This window comes from Campylobacter sp. CFSAN093224 (genome assembly GCF_012897395.1).
GTDB classification, from domain to species: Bacteria; Campylobacterota; Campylobacteria; order Campylobacterales; family Campylobacteraceae; genus Campylobacter_D; species Campylobacter_D jejuni.
On record NZ_CP040607.1, the window covers coordinates 1436003 to 1453056 of the forward strand.

The window sequence follows — 17054 nt, forward strand, 5'->3', positions numbered from 1 at the left end:
GACTATAATACAAAAAATCAAGCAAAAGGAAAAACTAATGAATAGAAGAAATTTTTTAAAATTTAATGCACTTACTCTAGCAAGTATGGGTGTAGCCTATGCAAATCCTATGCACGATATGCACTCCATGCATAAAAATCATTCTATAAATCATGACTTAGATACTTCTTTTATAAACTTTGCTCCAAAAAATTTAAAGCTTTTAGATCCAAAACAATTCCCCCAAGGAGAAATTTTAAAAGCCTTGCCTTTACTCAAAAATGAAAGTAAAGAAAAAAATATTTTTCGTGCTACCCTAGAAATCAAAGAAAATCATATAGAACTTATCAAAGGTAAAAAAACCTTATTTTATACTTACAATGGCCTCGTGCCTGCTCCAAAAATAGAAGTTTTTGAAGGAGATAAACTTGAAATTTTAGTCAAAAACAAACTCAAAGAAGCTACAACTATACATTGGCATGGCGTTCCTGTACCACCTGATCAAGATGGAAGCCCACATGATCCTATCTTAGCAGGAGAAGAAAGAATATATCGTTTTGAAATTCCTCAAGATAGCGCAGGAACTTACTGGTATCATCCGCATCCTCATTATACCACTTCTAAACAAGTCTTTATGGGTTTAGCTGGGGCTTTTGTGATCAAAGCGAAAAAAGATGCTTTAAGTCATTTAAAAGAAAGAGATTTGATGATTAGCGATTTACGTCTTGATGAAAACGCTCAAATTCCAAACAACAACCTAAATGATTGGCTTAATGGTAGAGAAGGAGAATTTGTACTCATTAATGGACAATTTAAACCTAAAATTAAACTCGCCACAAACGAACGCATACGCATTTATAATGCTACTGCGGCAAGATATTTAAATTTACGCATACAAGGAGCTAAGTTTATACTTGTTGGTACTGATGGTGGACTTATAGAAAAAGCTATTTATAAAGAAGAACTTTTCTTAAGTCCTGCTTCTCGTGTAGAAGTTTTAATCGATGCTCCAAAAGATGGGGAATTTAGACTAGAAAGTGCTTATTATGATAGGGATAAAATGATGGTAAAAGAAGAACCTAATACCCTATTTCTAGCCAATATTAACCTAAAAAAAGAAAATGTAGAACTTCCAAAAAATTTAAAAATTTTCAAACCTTCAGAAGAACCTAAGGAATTTAAAGAAATAATCATGAGTGAAGATCATATGCAAATGCATGGTATGATGGGAAAAAGTGAAGGCGAATTAAAAATCGCTCTTGCGTCTATGTTTTTAATCAATGGCAAAAGCTATGATTTAAAACGCATTGATTTAAGCTCCAAACTTGGAGTAGTTGAAGACTGGATAGTGATAAACAAATCTCACATGGATCATCCTTTCCATATACATGGCACGCAATTTGAACTCATCTCATCAAAACTCAATGGCAAAGTTCAAAAAGCCGAATTTAGAGCCTTAAGAGATACTATAAATGTGCGTCCTAATGAAGAGTTAAGACTTAGAATGAAACAAGATTTTAAAGGACTTAGAATGTATCATTGCCATATTTTAGAACATGAAGATTTAGGAATGATGGGAAATTTAGAAGTAAAGGAATAAAATGGTAAAAGTGGAATTTTTAGGCCCTATAAATAAAGAAAATTTAGAACTTGAAGTAAAAAATTTAAAAGAATTAAAAGAAATTTTGCAAAAAGATGAGAGTTTAAAAGAATGGCTAGAACTTTGTGCCATATCTTTAAATGATGAAATCATTTTTGATGAAAACACCAAGTTAAAAGATGGTGATAAAATAGCACTTTTACCGCCAGTTTGTGGAGGCTAAATGAAACATTTTACACTTTATCAAGGCTCTTTAGATATTCCTAAAATTTATAGCCAATGGTATGAATTTTCCAAGGATAAAAACTGCGGTGCTTTACTGACTTTTTGTGGTATTGTGCGTGAAGAAGGAGGTATTGAGGCACTTAGTTTTGATATTTATGAATCGCTTTTAAAAAAATGGTTTGATGAGTGGCAAAAAAGAGTAGATTTTGATGGTATTAGCTTGCTTTTTGCTCACTCTATAGGCGATGTGGCGGTTCATGAAAGCTCGTATTTTGCAGGAATTTTAAGCAAACAAAGAAAATTAGGACTTAAACTTCTTAATGAATTTGTTGAAGATTTTAAAGCAAGTGCGCCCATTTGGAAGTATGATGTGATAAACAAAGAAAGAATTTATGCCAAAGAAAGATCAACCAAGCTTTGCGGTGCAGGACTTTTAAAAGGATAAAAAATGCTAATGTCTTATGAAGAAAGTTTAAAAATTTTACATTCTCATATCAAAACTTATGAAAAGATTGAAAAAATAGCTCTTACAGAGTGTTTAGGACGCATTTTAGCTCAAGATATAAAAGCCCTTAAAAATCAGCCTGAATTTCCAACCTCGGCTATGGATGGTTATGCGATCAAATTTGAAGATCAAGACAAGCCTTTAAAAATTTTAGGCCTCACACCTGCGGGTACTATGCCACAATTTAGCGTGCAAAATGGTACTTGTGTAAAAACCTTTACGGGCTCACTCATGAGCGAGGGAAGTGATACTTTAGTCCCTGTTGAAAATGTACGCGTAGAAAATGATACTCTTTTTATAGAAAAAAAAGTTCCCCAAGCTTTTGCCGTGCGTGCAGTAGGAGAAAACTATAAAAAAGATGAAATTTTGCTCAAAAAAGGCACAAGGTTAAATTATAGCGAGATAGCTCTTTTAGCTGAACTTGGATTTTTTCACATTAGTGTGTTTATAAAGCCTATTGTAGGGGTTTTAAGTAGTGGAAGTGAGATCAAAGATCTAGGAGAAGCCTTGGAAAATCCTGCTCAAATCCGCTCTTCAAATCATATCGCCATAGCTAATTTAGCTAAAAATTTAAATTGCGATACAAGGGTTTTTCCTCTTTTAAAAGATGATGAGAAAGCCACTTTTTCCACCCTTGAAAGTGCTTTGCAAAGTTGTGATATTTTGGTTACAACGGGTGGGGTTTCTATGGGAGATTTTGACTTTTTAAAAAAAGCCATCAAAGAATACGAAATCATCATCGATAAAGCCGACATAAAACCAGGTAGACATATCAAAATAGCTAAGGCTAATGAAAAATTCATCATCGCCTTACCAGGTTTTCCTTACTCGGCTATGGTAATGTTTAATCTTTACGCAAGAGAGATTTTAAACTCTTGGTTACTTCAGCCTAAAGACTATATTTGCAAAGCCTTTTTACAAGGAAGTTACAAGAAAAAAACACCTTATTTGGAATTTGTCGCTTGTAACATAAAGTTTGAAAATGGACGCATTTTAGCCAATCTTGAAGGCAAAAAAGAAGGCTCTAGTGCGATTATAAACAATCTTAACAATAAAGCTGCCCTTATGGTGGTGCCAAAAGAATGTGAAATTTTAGAAAATGAAAGTTTAGTGGATATTATCTTTATGCCTTAAAATTATTTAAATAATTTTATTTCGATTTTAATCAACCCTAAATTTCAATAAGTTTCAAATTTGCAACCTCCTTTTAGTGGAGTAATTAGCCCTAGCGGAGTTTCAATCCACTAGGGTTTATTTTAGTCCCTTTTTAAATTTCTTTATGGTAAAATTATGGCAGTTTTTAAAAGAGCTTGGCGGTTGTTTTAGTCCCTTTTTAAATTTCTTTATGGTAAAATTAGTTACTCCAGGGATAGATGTATTTCCAGGTTTTAGTCCCTTTTTAAATTTCTTTATGGTAAAATAAATCGTAGAGCCAAGACAATAGCAAGAGAGTTTTAGTCCCTTTTTAAATTTCTTTATGGTAAAATTTGATGGTAGGGAATTTATATGGATTAATTGTTTTAGTCCCTTTTTAAATTTCTTTATGGTAAAATTGAAATAGGAAATGTAAATGCTGGAAATTCGTTTTAGTCCCTTTTTAAATTTCTTTATGGTAAAATACTTGCTCCATCAGTTTTATACCCTTTTTCGTTTTAGTCCCTTTTTAAATTTCTTTATGGTAAAATTCATAGGAAGTTTTAATCTTGGTAACTCAGTTTTAGTCCCTTTTTAAATTTCTTTATGGTAAAATCTACCCCTATCCACAACCGCCAAGTGATTAGTTTTAGTCCCTTTTTAAATTTCTTTATGGTAAAATAGATATTTACCAGATAATGAAAATTTCGGGGTTTTTTCATGAAAAATAGCAAAAATTATGCTATAATCTCATAAGAAATTTAAAAAGGGACTAAAATAAAGAGTTTGCGGGACTCTGCGGGGTTACAATCCCCTAAAACCGCTTTTAAAATTCAAATAAATTTTGCTGATGATATTTTTCTTGTTTTTTGTTTATTTGAATTTCTTCATTATTTGAATTTTTATATTTAAATTCTCCATGACTATCTATATCAAAAAGCGTTAAATTGGTTTCGTTATTAACTTTTTCGTTAAAAACTATGCCACCAAGCAAAAGCTCCATTTTATCAAATTGCTTTTCAGTGATGATTAAAGCCCTTACATTTCCATAAGGTGGCAAAATCTTTTTTACATTTTCAATAGAACTTTTTGCAGAACTTAAACCCTTGCAAATACGCATATAAACACTAAATTGCAGCATAAAATAACCTAATTTTATAAGATTATTTCTAAATTTACTTGCTAGTTTTTGCTCTTTTTTACTTTTAGTTGGCACATCAAACATCAAAAGCACACGCATAAATTTATCTTCAATCATCAAATTTCACTATCTTTAGTTCATCTTCATACAATAAAGCATTTTTAAAATTTGCCACATAATGATTTATCGCTCTGTTTAAAGGATAATTTTGCCCATCAAAATTGATTTTACTTTGTAAATTGCCAATCAACGCTCTTTTGTCATCTTTGCTTAAAAACTCACTTTCACCCTTAAGCTTTAAAACACAATCATCAACACTAGCCCTAAACACTTCTATCAAATCATCACAAAGCGCAAAAGAATTATAAATATTATCGTGCTTTATGCCAAGCCAAGGCAAAAGCCCACTTATGCAAACTGCTCTAATAATACAAGCCCTAATGATTGCATAGCCATAATTTAAAGCAGAATTTTCAAAGCAAAGCTCATCTCTTGAAAAAGAAGTACCAAACAAAGTTTTAAAATAAAGCGCCGCCGCAACAGCTTCAATATTTTTACTATCATTTAAGCTTACTTTTTTAGCCAAATTTATAAGCTCATTGCTTTGCTCTATTTTATTGTGTTTTTTTAAGATAAAGGCTTGATTTAGGATTTTATTTTTAATGATTTTTTGCCATAAAATAGCCTTTTTTTGAGCACTTACATTCATTTGCTCTTTTGCGATTTTTGCACTTTGAAAATGCCCTAAAAAAGGAGTAAAAACGCCATTTATACTATGAGTTTCATCGCAGGTTAATAAGATAATTTTATACTTTGCAAAGGCATTAAAAAGTGCGGAACTAATGCTTATTTGTAAGTTTTCTAAAACGATGATATTTATATCTTTTAAAAACAATTTGGCTATATTTTCATCTTGCTTAATCACAAGATGATTTAGCTCTAAATTTAGCTTGGCATTAGAGCTAATAAGCAGTGTTTTAAAAGCTTCATCGTAACTCATTTTTTAAAATCTTCTCTTTGTCTAAACTCAGCCTTTGTAACTTCCCCAAGTGCTGAAACTATGTATTTTTCAAATACTTTTAGATTTTGAATTCCTATGCTTTTTGCGATTACTTCTTTTTCATTTGCATTTTTAAACAATATTTTTTGATTTTTGCTTAGCGTTTCAAATTTATTATCGTGTTTTGAAACAATCAAACTAACAGTAGAGCTTGTAAAAGCATTATAATAAACAAATTCTGGCTCTTGCATATCTTTAGTTTGAATTAAAATCAAACTATCTTTGTATAAAGAAAAGCAAAACTCATAATTTTCATCCATTAAAATCCAGTCTTTTATCTCACCTTTTTTACTTCGTGCTACAGCTTTATTTGGTAATACTTTTAAAGCAAAATCCATAGTATAAATTGGCACAGCATAAAATTTATTTGTCTTTTTGTGTTTAAAAATATCCACTCTAAACATATCGCCATTTTTAACTATTTTACCATTTACTTTGCGGATTTTACCAAGCTCTAGGGCTTTTAAAACTCCTTCTTTTCCGCCGTATGATTGATAGAATTCTTCTTCTTTTCTAAATGTTTCTTCATGTAAAGCTCCACTTGGCTTTTTTCTCTCAGGTTTTGAGACAAAAATTTCATCAATTTTATCTAAAACCTTTTGCCTAAAACCACTAAAAGGCTCAAAAAACTTCCTTTTGTTTTTATAATCTAATTCACTAATTTTTTTTGCATAAAGTTCTGCACTGTTGCTTTCTTGCTCTTTTTTAAAATCTGAAAAAGCCTTTACGATAGAGTTGTTTGCATAAGCAATAATTACTGCATCGATGGCGTGATGAAGATGGTTATTTCTATCCTTAGTGCTAAAGCCCCAAGTGTGTCTTAAAGCCGATGTAAGCATACCGCTTTTTGCTTCTACATGCACTTTTGAGCCTTTTTGTGTGTCGTTTAACTTTGTATTTTCATCATCGCTTAAAGGTAAAAAATCTAAATAATCTTTAGTGTAGTTTAAAACAAGCCTTGCGATGTAGCGAGTATCGTTTAGATTTCTATCTTTAAAGTCTTTTTGCTCTTTGTCTTTGTAATTTTTATCTAAAATTCTTTTTTGCTTTTTAGTAGGTAAATTTTTTGCTAAAACTTCAATTTTCTGCCATTTTGCACTATCATTGCCAAAGGCTTCAAAGGGGGTTTTATTAAGTTTTTCTTGATTTTGCTTGGTAAAAACTAAAACTTTATTCATATAAGAATCATCAAAACTTCTAGAATAAGGGTAAATGTGATCAATTTCAAGCATTTTTTCATCTTGCAAATCACTAATTTTAATCTTTTCTCCACTATAAGCACAAAATTCTTTTTGTTCTTTAAATAATCTTAATTTTAAAATATTTTTGCTATTTATTTTTAAGCCTAGTTTTTCACATTCAAGTTCGGCGTCTTTTTTGGCCTTGTAGTTTTCGTTTTGCTCTTTTTCTATTTTAGCTCTTTGGCTGTGATTTTTACCTACTTCTCTTGCTAATTCAATGTTTATTTTATGCACTTTACCGTATTTTTTAAGTAAGGCATTTAAGACCTTTCTATATTCTTTAATCGCCCTTAAAACCACAGGATTAGTTACCTCATCTTTATAATAAGTTTCATTAAATGCGGGTAAAAAGTCTTTTTTATCTTCATTGATTGCTACTTTTAAATTAAGCTCATTGCAAGCTTCATCGTATTTTTTACCTTCAAGCATTAAAGGAGTGATAAGTTTTAAGGCTTTAAAACTTATATTTAAATGGTCTTTAAATTCCAATTTGCTTAAACTATCAATTTGATTTTGATTTAAATCATATTTTGCTAAAGCCTTTTTAAGTTTAATCTCATCTTTTATAAGGGTAATATCTTTTGCTATTTCATTTAAATCATCTTGGCTTAAATTATGCTCACCTAGGGCTTTTATAAATTCTTTGTATTTTTTAAACTCAATAAAATAAGTTCCTTTTTCTCCTTTAAATTCATAATCATCGCTTAAGCCCAAAAGCTTTTTTGTTTGTTTATAAGTTAGAGTGCCGTTTTTTAAAACTTCATTTAAAAGGGCGTTTAAATCATCTTTTGTATATAAAATTCCTTCAGTATTTTTAAGATTGTTTAAAAGATTGATAATTCTTGTAAGTGCTACAAACATAAAAGCTAAGGGCGAATTTTTTGGCGCTCTTTTTTCATCGGTAAAAAAACTACAATTTCCCACCAAATGAGAAAAATCTTTTAAAGCCCTTTTATAAAATGCTACACTAAGCACCTCTTCTTCAAATTTTTTTGAAAAAGAAAAGCCAAATTCTCTTTGTTTTTTAAAAATAAGCTTTAATTCATCTTTTAAAAAACTTTGCGCTATGCAGCGTTCATAACTTTCTTTTTTATTTCTAACATTTGTAAATTCTTTGGAATTTTCTTTGAATTTTTGAAAATACTCTTTATAAAGATACTCGCCCACACTTTGATAATTTGCTAGTTTTTCTTCATTTTGCTTGATAGCTTTTAAAATCGCACCTTTTTCTTTATCATCACTATTTTTAATATCATCATAGCCACGCCTTTTTGCAATATGTAAAATCACTCTTGCAAAATCTTGCTTACTTAAAAGCTCGTTTAAAGCTCTAAATCTTAACTCATAAGGGCTAATTAAAGATCCTTTATAAGCCTTGGCTAAACTTTCATCAAAGCTTTGATAATCTTCGTAATTTAACTTAAATTCATTTGCGATTAAATGTTTTAAGTGATTTAGCCTTGCTTTGCGTCTAGCAAGGCGTTTTCTAGCACTTCTTGCAAGGCGTCTTGGCAAGGCTAAGGATTCTCCTGTTTTGGGATTTTCAGCCTTTGTAAAAATCCTAACTCCACAATCTTTTAACTCATCATTTTCACTAAATGCCCAGCCAATAGAGCTTATTCCTATATCAAATGCCAAAATTCTTGCCACACTAGATCCTTTTTAATATTTATGATTTGTGTATAATTATAATACAAAAATCATTTTTTTAAACAAACATAAACTTTTCAGTAACCAAACTATATATGTTAATTTTATAATACAAAAAACAAGTAAAATTTTAAATGAAAAATATTTATTAGTTAAATTTTAGCTAAAATAAAAGCTAATAATAACTTTAGGAGAAATCATGCCAATTTTTATGATATGTTCTACACTTTTAGCGGTAATTGTCGTTGCTTATTATATACTAAAATATAATCTCATTTTTGTATTTTTCTTTCAAATATTATCTTGCTTATTTTTGCTTTTTACATCACAGGAACACCTATACCAAAAGCCCCAAGCAGAGAGCATACAAGCTTTTTAAATGTTTTACTTGATAGTTATCTTTTATCACAGCGATTTTTAAAAGTCAGCTTTCTGGAGTAGGGTTTATTATCATGAGTGTGGCAGGCTTTACTGCTTACATGAAACATATCAATGCTTCGGCAAAACTTGCTTTTTTAGCAAATAAACCCTCAGGAAAAATCAAAAAATAAATACTTAATTTTAAGTGGAACTTTTGTTGTTGGAATGGCTTTAAAAATCGTCATTTCTAGCTATGCTGGATTGCTTTTGTTAGCATGTATTTATCCTGTTTTAATCTCACTTAAAATCCGTCCTATTACAGCTGTATGTGTGCTTTCTTTAATTGCGCTTGATTATGGTCCAAAAGATGGAAATTCAATCAATATGGCGGATATGGTAGGACAAAGTGATAATGTCGTAGGACTTTCTTTAAATTATCAAATTTATAGTGTGATTACTTATGTTGTAGTTAATTGCCATCTTGATTCCTTTTTATTCTACTTGGATTGATAAAAGAGATAAAGAAAAAGGTGTTTTAAATGATGAAGTTGAAATTCCGCAAATCATTGATCCTAAATGCCCTACTTTTTTACATACTCTTTCCTTGGTTACCTGTTGTATTTTTATTTATAGCGTATTTTTTTACTATCAAGCTCGATGTTGTAACAGCAAATTTTGTAAGCATTTCTTTAGTTTTTCTTGTTGAATTTGCAAGACACAGAAATGCTAGAAAATTAGGCGAAGATATGATGGTGATTTTAAAAGCTATGGCTGAAATTTTTATCTCAGTCGTAAGCATAATCATCGCCGCTGGAGTATTTGCTGAAGGCATTAAAGCACTTGGTGGAGTTAATATCCTTGCTAACGCGGTTTCAAATCTTGGAACAGGAAATTTTGCATGGTTTGGAATTCTTTTGAGTATAGCTATTTTAAGCTTTTTAGTTTATTTTGCCACAGTGATTATGGGAAGTGGAATTGCCGCTTTTAATACTTTTGGAAAACTAGCTCCTGATATAGCTACAAAATTAGGCGTTGCACCTATTACTCTAGTTTTACCTATAGAAATTGCATCTTGTTTAGGTCGTGCAGCTTCACCAATAGCAGGCGGAATCATAGCTTTAGCTGGATTTGCAAAAGTAGCTCCAATGGATATTATAAAACGAACCACTCCTCTTTTACTTATCGCTATGCTTGTAAATGTACTTGTAGCCTTTTATCTAGCACAAACCAATCCTTTGCCAAAAGAACAAAACACTACAAAAATAGAACTTAAAATACAAAAATAAAGCGTATTAACGCTTTATTTTCATTCTAAAACAATACCTTCATTAATGCAAATTTCGCCGATAATAAAGGCATCTGAATTTTCTAAAATCTTACTTACATTAGAAGGATCTACAACCATTACTAAACCCACTCCCATGTTAAAGCTTCTATACATTTCGCTTTCTTCTACAGCCTGTCCTATAGTATAAAAAATTTCAGGAGTTTTAAGATGATGTTTGCGTATAGTTGCACCCATACCACGAGGTAAAACGCGTGGTAAATTTTCTACTAAACCACCCCCTGTAATATGTGCTAGAGCACTGATATAAGGCTTTAGTGTAAGAAAATCACGCACATAAATCCTTGTAGGTTCTAACAAAATATCAATTAAATTTTTACCCTCTATCTTGTCATCAAATTTTAATTTTAAACTTTCAAAAAGTACTTTTCTAGCTAAAGAATAACCATTTGAATGAAGTCCTGAACTAGAAAGTGCCAATAAAATATCACCATTTTTAACAAATTTACTTCTATCAATCTCATCTTCTTCAGCCATACCCACAGCAAAACCCGCAAGATCAAAATCATCTTTTGCATACATTCCAGGCATTTCAGCAGTTTCTCCGCCAATTAATGCACAATTTGCCATCTTACATCCCTTGGTAATGCCTGATACAACAGCCTTTGCTACTTCTACTTCAAGCTTAGCTGTAGCATAATAATCTAAGAAAAACAAAGGCGTAGCAAAATTACAAATCAAATCATTCACACACATTGCTACTAAATCTTGCCCTATAGTATCATATTTTTTAGCATCAATTGCCAAGCGAAGCTTGGTACCAACCCCATCTGTTGCACCTAAAATCACAGGCTTTTTAAAACCACTTGGCATTCTAAAAGCACCAGCAAAAGAACCAATTCCACCTACAACATTATCATTAAAAGTTTCTTTAACCAAAGGTTTTATAGCCTCTACAAAGGTATTTCCATTATCTATACTTACGCCTGCATCTTCATATGAAATTTTCATTTATTTTCCTTTAAGAACTAAAAAGGTATTTTAACGAAAAAAGTTTTAATAAGGCATAAGATGAAAAATGCTTTTTTTGTAACCGCTTCAATTGCTTGTGGTAAAAGCACTTTTATAGAAATAGCGAATTCTTTAGGCTTTAAAAGCATTAGCGCAGACAAAATCGCTCATAAAATTTTAGATGAAAATGCTTTAGAACTTGAAAAGATTTTTTCTCCCTTTAGTTTAAAAAATTTACTCAAAAAAGAAAAGAAAATCGATAGAAAAATCCTTGGAGAAATTGTTTTTAACAACAAAGAAGCTAAAAAAATCTTAGAAAATTTCACTCATCCTAAAATTCGAGCTAAAATTTTAGAACAAATGCAAATTCTAGATAAAGAAAATAAAGCTTTTTTTGTAGAAATTCCTCTTTTTTTTGAAAGCGGTGCTTATGAAAATTTAGGCAAAGTCATTGTAATTTACACACCTAAAGAATTAAGCCTTAAAAGAATCATGCAAAGAGATAAGCTTAGCTTAGAAGCTGCAAAAGCAAGACTTGATTCTCAAATAGATATTGAAGAAAAACTTAAAAAAGCAGATTTTATCATTAAAAATACTAATTCTTATGCCGATTTTAGGCAAGAATGTGTTAAAGTAATACAAGAAATTTCTAAAGGAAACATGTGAAATTTTATAAATATTGTGCAAGTGGGAATGATTTTGTCATAACAAATGCTGATAGAAAAGAAGATAGAAGTGCTTTAGCTAAAGAACTTTGTAATCGTTATGAGGGTATAGGTGCGGATGGCTTTATCGTAATATTGCCTCATGAAAAATACGACTTTGAATGGGAATTTTATAATAACGATGGCTCAAGGGCTGCTATGTGTGGCAATGGCTCAAGGGCTGCGGCACATTTTGCACATCATATTAACAAAATAAATCCTAACATGAGTTTTTTAACCGGTGCAGGAATAATAAAAGCAAAGGTAAATCAAGATAAAGTTGAAGTATCTTTAGGCAAAATAAAAAGCGTGCAAAATACTTTTGAAAAATTAGGAAAAACTTGGCAACTTTGCAACACTGGAGTTCCACATCTAGTACATTTTTGTCAAAATTTAGATGAATTTGATACAATGCTTTGTCAAAAAATGAGACAAAAATATAATGCCAATGTTAATTTTGTAAAAATTTTAGATGAAAATCATTTAAAAGTTCGCACCTATGAACGCGGAGTTGAAGATGAAACCTTAGCTTGTGGCACAGGAATGGGGGCTTGTTTTTATCTGGCATTTTTAAATAAAAAAGTACAAAATAAAGTTAAAATAACTCCTAAAAGTGGTGAAGAGGTAGGGTTTGCATATAAAAATGAAGAATTGTTTTTTGAAGGAAAGGTAAAGTATTGTTTTGAAGCCAATTATAATTTTTTTTAGTCTTTTTCTAATCCCACTTTTTGCTGATGACCTAAAGAGTGGATTTGGAGAAGAATATTACAAACTTGATATAGATCAAAAAAGACAAATTTTTTTTATAAAAATGAATGAAATGTTTGATCAAAGCTTTAAAAAAATTGAACAAGAAAGAGCTTTTATCGAAGCCTTTTTTAAAGATGCTTACAAAACAGGCTTTAGGACTTCAAACCAAATAAATCTTGAAAAACTTATCACGATAAAAAACAAATATCGCATTGAAAATCTTTATGATTTTGCAGAATATAAAAAACGTATTCAAAAAATTCCAAAATCCATGGGTATAGCCCAAGCTTTAGTTGAAAGTGCTACAGGTACCAGTCGCTTCGCAAGAGAAGCAAACAATCTTTTTGGAGAATGGACTTGGGGTGAGAAAGGTTTAATTCCTGATTTAAGACATCCAGATAAAAAACACAAAATTAAAATTTTTGATAGTCTGCAAGATAGTGTTGACTCTTATGTTTTAAATTTAAATCGTCATTTTGCTTATGAAAAGTTTCGCGATGCAAGAGCTAAATTTGAAAGCGAAGGCAAAGAGATAACAGGGCTAGAGGCTATTAAAACTTTAGATTCTTATTCTGAACGCAAGGGATATTATATCAATCTTATTACAAAAATCATCAAACGATACAACCTTGAAAAATACGATACAAACTCAAACAACACCTAAAATCCAAGTGAAAATTTATCAAAAGATATGACTTCAAATTTAACCCCTTGTTCAAAAAAACTATCCTCACTTGAAAGAGTGATAAAAATCACATGAAAAATTCCAAGTTCTAAAGCCTTTGGTAAAATTTTCTTAGCACGTAATTTAATCAAATCAATATCTAAAGTTGGACTTGAAATATAAGCAATTTTAGATATTTGGCTATAAAAGTTAAAGTATTTGTTATAAAAAAAATCTTCTTTAAATTTAAACAACTCGCTTAAAACTAAATTTTCAAATAAATGCGAAAAATCCTTTGAAATACAAAGATTATTTCTTAGGCCAAAATCTTTAAAATAAATCTTTTGAAGTTTTTTTTCATCATGTTTTAAAGTATAGATCACATAAGTATTTTCTAATTTTTTTATAGCTTGATAAACACTATCTTTTGAAGTTTTTAATCTTTTTTTAAGTTCTATAAATATCTTAGAAATACTGATTTGCTGACCCAAATTTAAAGCTAAATACTTTAAAATTTCTAATTCTAAAAGAGTAAAGCTTTGTCTTAGAAGTATGTTTTTTTCTCCAAATTTACTGCGTCCACTTTGTAAAAAAAGACCTACTAAATTATTTATAGGTAAATTTTTCTTACTTACACTAATAAATTCTTCAAAATCAAAATAATCAAGTTCAAGCTCTTCAAACCCATTTATATTTAAATCTTTTATATTTGTACTTAAGATGATGGGAATTTTAATTTTTTCTAAATTAGGGATAAAATCCAAATTATAAAGGCAAAGAATTTTAATTTGTAAATTTTCATTCAGAAAATCAGCAAGTCTTTCTAAACTTTGTTTTTCAAAGCGTGTATCATATAAATCTAAAAACAAAATTTCACTTGCTTTAAATTGAGATAAAAAATTAAAAATAAGTGTTTTTTTACCACAAAATCGTGGGCCTTTTATGATAATATTTGGTTTTGAAATTTGATTTTTTCTTTCATAACTTACTTCAAATTTAGGGTGATTTTCATAAAAAAAATTAAGTACTTTCAATTTTATCCTTTAAAAAAGGATATTATAACCTAGTTTGTATAATTGGGGCATAAAGCCCCTTAAATTACATTTTGCAAGCACCCTGTAAAGTAGCACCTATCATCCAAAGACTTTTTTCATATTTTGCGATATTTTCTTGCGCAAAAGCAGCTGTTGTGGTATCACTTTCTTTTTCTGCTGCTTCATTGAGTTTTTTAAATTCTGCTAAAAGATATTCATAATCTTGTTTGATCAGTTCTATGACTTCAAGCGGAGTAAAGCAATCTTTTGCAACTTTTGGACTTTTTGCATTTTCCATTAAAACTTTTTGGCAAGTGATAGCTTTTTCGCCAAGTTGTAAAACTCTTTCAGCACAACTATCAAAAAGTTCTGCCATTTCTTCATAAGCTTTTTCTGTGTACTCGTGTATAGAAAAAAATTGCAAACCTTTTACATTCCAGTGATAATTATGAAATTTAACCCATAGATGATGAGCATCTGCTTGCATTTGTAATAATTGTTTTGTAACTGACATGATTGACTCCTTTTTTTAATTTTTAAAATTATAACATAAAATTCTTAAATAATAATTATTATTAATTAAAAATTTTTATTATAATTTTAACTTAAAATTATTATACTCTTTTTTAATGAATTTTGATTAAGAATTTAATATATTTTTTAAGATCAACTTTCCAACTTCCACACCAGGTTGATCATAGGTGTTAATCCCTAGCATAACACCGCAAGTTGAAGTAAAAAGTTCATAATAATACATCAAATATCCCGCATGCCAAGCATCAAGTTTTTCAAGTTCTATCACATCAACACTCAAATTTTCAGCGATTAAAGCGTGCATAGTTGCATTACATTGAGCGTTTAAAAGTTCGTGAAGATTGACTTTATTACTTAAAGAATCTAAAAATTTAAAATGAATATCAGGGATAATAGGTGCTTTTTGAGCGTCTTTGATTTTTAAAAAAGTTACAGTTTTATTTTTAGGTCCATCCATAATGAGTTGTAAAAAACTATGCTGATCTCTTGCTCCAATGAGTGCAATAGGAGTTAAACCTATACGTTTATAGCCTTGCTTTTTACCTAAACTTTCAGCAATAAGCTGGATATACCATTCATTAAAGCCTTTAAAAGCATCACTATATGAAAAAAGTACATTGATATTGGCATTTTTGTGTGTGCAATAATGATAGGCTTTTTGTAAAATTTCATCTTTTTTATGAGTAAAAAAATCTTCAAAACAAGCTTTAGCTCCTTCTAAAAGAGCTTTGGCATTATAGCCACAAAAACAAAGCGGAACTATACCTACGGCTGAAAGTATGCTAAAACGACCTCCTACATTTGCAGGGATAAAAAAGCATTTAATATCTAAATTTTCACCTTCTTGATGAAGTTTTGAATCCTTATCGGTAATAAAAACAAAGTATTTTTTTAATTCTTGCATATCAAGTTTAAAATGTTCAATAAGAAGTTTAAAAAGCGATACAACTTCTATAGTACTACCTGTTTTGCTGATGATTAAAAACAAACTTTCCTCAAGCTTGATTTTTTCTAAAGTCTTATTAAAAGAATGTGAACTTGTGTTATCGAGTATAAAAAGTTCTCTTTGATTGCTTTTTTCATTAAAAAGCATATCACGCAAGGCTTTTACACCACAACTTGAACCACCCATTCCCACTAAAACGATATTTTTTATGTGTTCTTTGTCTTTGATAAAAGCCAAACTCTCATCGATTAAATTCAAACTTGTATCAATAAGATGATAATACCCTATATCTCCACTTTTTACCTCATCATTAATACGATTTGCATAAGAACTTATAGTGTGAATTTCACTTTGCTTAAAAAAAAGTGTATTATTTAACATTTACTTTTCTCGTAAAAATAATTTGTCGCTTCTACAAAGCCTTCTACACTTCCACAATCAAAGCGTTTTCCTTGAAATTTATAAGCTAAAACCATACCATTAGTTGCTTGAGTTAAAAGCGCGTCGGTAAGTTGGACTTCACCATTTTTTCCCGCTTTAGTATTTTCTAAAATTCCAAAAATATCAGGAGTTAAAATATATCTTCCTATGATAGCAAGATTACTTGGAGCTTCATCAGGACTTGGTTTTTCTATCATAGAATTAACCATGATAAGATTTTCTTCTACAAAATTTCCAGAAATTACTCCATAGTTTGAAACTTGCTCTTTTGGTACTTCCATCACAGCTATGATGGTGCAGCGATATTTTTCATAAATTTTTACCATTTGAGCCATAACATTTAAGCCTTCTTCATTAACACACAAATCATCAGCCAAAATTACGCCAAAAGCTTCATCGCCAACCAAAGGTCTACCTTTTAAAACCGCATCACCTAAGCCTTTCATTTGATTTTGTCTTGTAAAAGTAAAGGTACAACGATTGATCAAAGAGCGAATTTCATCAAGTAAGTATTCTTTTTTTGTACCTGAAATTTGATGTTCAAGTTCATAAGAAATATCAAAATAATCCTCCAAAGCTCTTTTTCCACGCCCTGTGACAAATCCCATATTTTCCATTCCTGCTTCTAAAGCTTCATCAACTCCATAATGGATCAAAGGCTTGGTTAAGATAGGTAACATCTCTTTAGGTAAAGTTTTTGTTGCAGGTAAAAATCTCGTCCCATAACCTGCCGCAGGGAAAATACAAGTTTGAAGCATAAAAATTTCCTTTTATTTTTTTATCATTATAG

At 30.3% G+C, this 17054-nt stretch carries 15 protein-coding genes, 1 pseudogene and 1 CRISPR repeat array; of the genes and pseudogenes, 8 read left to right on the top strand and 8 right to left on the bottom strand.

Annotated features, from left to right (window positions below; translation table 11 throughout):
• Positions 1-37: 37 nt before the first annotated feature.
• Genes cueO through FBF11_RS07325 form a run of 4 tightly spaced genes read left to right on the top strand, consistent with a single transcriptional unit; the run spans position 38 to position 3443 of the window.
• Positions 38-1579, top strand: a complete 1542-nt coding sequence (cueO, locus tag FBF11_RS07310; RefSeq protein ID WP_069284954.1) for a multicopper oxidase CueO — start codon at positions 38-40, stop codon at positions 1577-1579.
• 1 nt (position 1580) lies between these two features.
• Positions 1581-1802 (top strand): MoaD/ThiS family protein, encoded by a 222-nt coding sequence (locus FBF11_RS07315; RefSeq protein WP_002781225.1) that lies wholly within the window; start codon positions 1581-1583, stop codon positions 1800-1802.
• The gene (locus tag FBF11_RS07320) at positions 1803-2249 is read left to right on the top strand and encodes a molybdenum cofactor biosynthesis protein MoaE (RefSeq protein ID WP_168977473.1); all 447 of its coding nucleotides are present in this window, start codon (positions 1803-1805) and stop codon (positions 2247-2249) included. It abuts the gene before it with no gap.
• 3 nt (positions 2250-2252) lie between these two features.
• Complete coding sequence (locus tag FBF11_RS07325; RefSeq protein WP_168977474.1) at positions 2253-3443, top strand: molybdopterin molybdotransferase MoeA; 1191 nt, start codon at positions 2253-2255, stop codon at positions 3441-3443.
• A gap of 119 nt (positions 3444-3562) precedes the next feature.
• Positions 3563-4125: a CRISPR direct-repeat array (repeat unit 36 nt; unit sequence GTTTTAGTCCCTTTTTAAATTTCTTTATGGTAAAAT).
• Between the two features lie 144 nt (positions 4126-4269).
• On the opposite strand, the gene cas2 is transcribed toward FBF11_RS07325, so the two are convergent.
• Genes cas2 through cas9 form a run of 3 tightly spaced genes read right to left on the bottom strand, consistent with a single transcriptional unit; the run spans position 4270 to position 8535 of the window.
• Positions 4270-4701 (bottom strand): CRISPR-associated endonuclease Cas2, encoded by a 432-nt coding sequence (cas2, locus tag FBF11_RS07330; protein ID WP_002797817.1) that lies wholly within the window; start codon positions 4699-4701, stop codon positions 4270-4272.
• Positions 4694-5584 carry a type II CRISPR-associated endonuclease Cas1 gene (gene cas1 / locus FBF11_RS07335; RefSeq protein ID WP_168977475.1) on the bottom strand — a complete coding sequence of 297 codons (891 nt, stop codon included), beginning with the start codon at positions 5582-5584 and terminating at the stop codon, positions 4694-4696. Before cas1 ends, cas2 begins: the two co-directional genes overlap by 8 nt.
• Entirely contained in the window at positions 5581-8535 is a 2955-nt protein-coding gene (gene cas9 / locus FBF11_RS07340; RefSeq protein WP_052796772.1) for a type II CRISPR RNA-guided endonuclease Cas9, read from the bottom strand. Before cas9 ends, cas1 begins: the two co-directional genes overlap by 4 nt.
• Positions 8536-8734: 199 nt before the next feature.
• Between cas9 and dcuC the strand changes: the two are divergent.
• A pseudogene (dcuC, locus tag FBF11_RS07345) lies at positions 8735-10181 on the top strand (C4-dicarboxylate transporter DcuC).
• Positions 10182-10201: 20 nt separating this feature from the next.
• Here the strand turns inward: dcuC and purM are convergent.
• The gene (gene purM, locus FBF11_RS07350; protein WP_057096930.1) at positions 10202-11191 is read right to left on the bottom strand and encodes a phosphoribosylformylglycinamidine cyclo-ligase; all 990 of its coding nucleotides are present in this window, start codon (positions 11189-11191) and stop codon (positions 10202-10204) included.
• A gap of 60 nt (positions 11192-11251) precedes the next feature.
• On the opposite strand from purM, the gene coaE reads away from it, so the two are divergent.
• Genes coaE through FBF11_RS07365 form a run of 3 tightly spaced genes read left to right on the top strand, consistent with a single transcriptional unit; the run spans position 11252 to position 13309 of the window.
• A complete protein-coding gene (coaE, locus tag FBF11_RS07355; protein ID WP_002851523.1) occupies positions 11252-11857 on the top strand; it encodes a dephospho-CoA kinase in 606 nt (201 codons plus the stop codon).
• Entirely contained in the window at positions 11854-12603 is a 750-nt protein-coding gene (gene dapF / locus FBF11_RS07360) for a diaminopimelate epimerase (protein ID WP_057096928.1), read from the top strand. Before coaE ends, dapF begins: the two co-directional genes overlap by 4 nt.
• The gene (locus FBF11_RS07365; protein ID WP_002851407.1) at positions 12578-13309 is read left to right on the top strand and encodes a glucosaminidase domain-containing protein; all 732 of its coding nucleotides are present in this window, start codon (positions 12578-12580) and stop codon (positions 13307-13309) included. Before dapF ends, FBF11_RS07365 begins: the two co-directional genes overlap by 26 nt.
• Here the strand turns inward: FBF11_RS07365 and FBF11_RS07370 are convergent.
• From FBF11_RS07370 to galU, 4 genes are all read right to left on the bottom strand, one after another.
• On the bottom strand, positions 13306-14343 hold the full coding sequence (locus FBF11_RS07370; protein WP_002860683.1) for an ATP-binding protein: 1038 nt from the start codon (positions 14341-14343) through the stop codon (positions 13306-13308). The two genes, FBF11_RS07365 and FBF11_RS07370, sit on opposite strands and share 4 nt — an antisense overlap.
• Positions 14344-14407: 64 nt before the next feature.
• Positions 14408-14857 carry a Dps family protein gene (locus FBF11_RS07375; protein WP_002851546.1) on the bottom strand — a complete coding sequence of 150 codons (450 nt, stop codon included), beginning with the start codon at positions 14855-14857 and terminating at the stop codon, positions 14408-14410.
• A 126-nt stretch (positions 14858-14983) separates the two neighbouring features.
• Positions 14984-16204: a glucose-6-phosphate isomerase gene (locus FBF11_RS07380; protein WP_038816767.1), complete on the bottom strand. Its 1221-nt coding sequence runs from the start codon at positions 16202-16204 to the stop codon at positions 14984-14986.
• On the bottom strand, positions 16198-17022 hold the full coding sequence (gene galU / locus FBF11_RS07385) for a UTP--glucose-1-phosphate uridylyltransferase GalU (protein ID WP_002860681.1): 825 nt from the start codon (positions 17020-17022) through the stop codon (positions 16198-16200). Before galU ends, FBF11_RS07380 begins: the two co-directional genes overlap by 7 nt.
• Positions 17023-17054 lie beyond the last annotated feature (32 nt).

Bases quoted from the DNA above. Each gene is read 5' to 3' on its own strand.
- cueO (WP_069284954.1), top strand. From the start codon at position 38: ATGAATAGAAGAAATTTTTTAAAATTTAATGCACTTACTCTAGCAAGT.
- FBF11_RS07315 (WP_002781225.1), top strand. From the start codon at position 1,581: ATGGTAAAAGTGGAATTTTTAGGCCCTATAAATAAAGAAAATTTAGAA.
- FBF11_RS07320 (WP_168977473.1), top strand. From the start codon at position 1,803: ATGAAACATTTTACACTTTATCAAGGCTCTTTAGATATTCCTAAAATT.
- FBF11_RS07325 (WP_168977474.1), top strand. From the start codon at position 2,253: ATGCTAATGTCTTATGAAGAAAGTTTAAAAATTTTACATTCTCATATC.
- cas2 (WP_002797817.1), bottom strand. From the start codon at position 4,701: ATGATTGAAGATAAATTTATGCGTGTGCTTTTGATGTTTGATGTGCCA.
- cas1 (WP_168977475.1), bottom strand. From the start codon at position 5,584: ATGAGTTACGATGAAGCTTTTAAAACACTGCTTATTAGCTCTAATGCC.
- purM (WP_057096930.1), bottom strand. From the start codon at position 11,191: ATGAAAATTTCATATGAAGATGCAGGCGTAAGTATAGATAATGGAAAT.
- coaE (WP_002851523.1), top strand. From the start codon at position 11,252: ATGAAAAATGCTTTTTTTGTAACCGCTTCAATTGCTTGTGGTAAAAGC.
- FBF11_RS07375 (WP_002851546.1), bottom strand. From the start codon at position 14,857: ATGTCAGTTACAAAACAATTATTACAAATGCAAGCAGATGCTCATCAT.
- FBF11_RS07380 (WP_038816767.1), bottom strand. From the start codon at position 16,204: ATGTTAAATAATACACTTTTTTTTAAGCAAAGTGAAATTCACACTATA.
- galU (WP_002860681.1), bottom strand. From the start codon at position 17,022: ATGCTTCAAACTTGTATTTTCCCTGCGGCAGGTTATGGGACGAGATTT.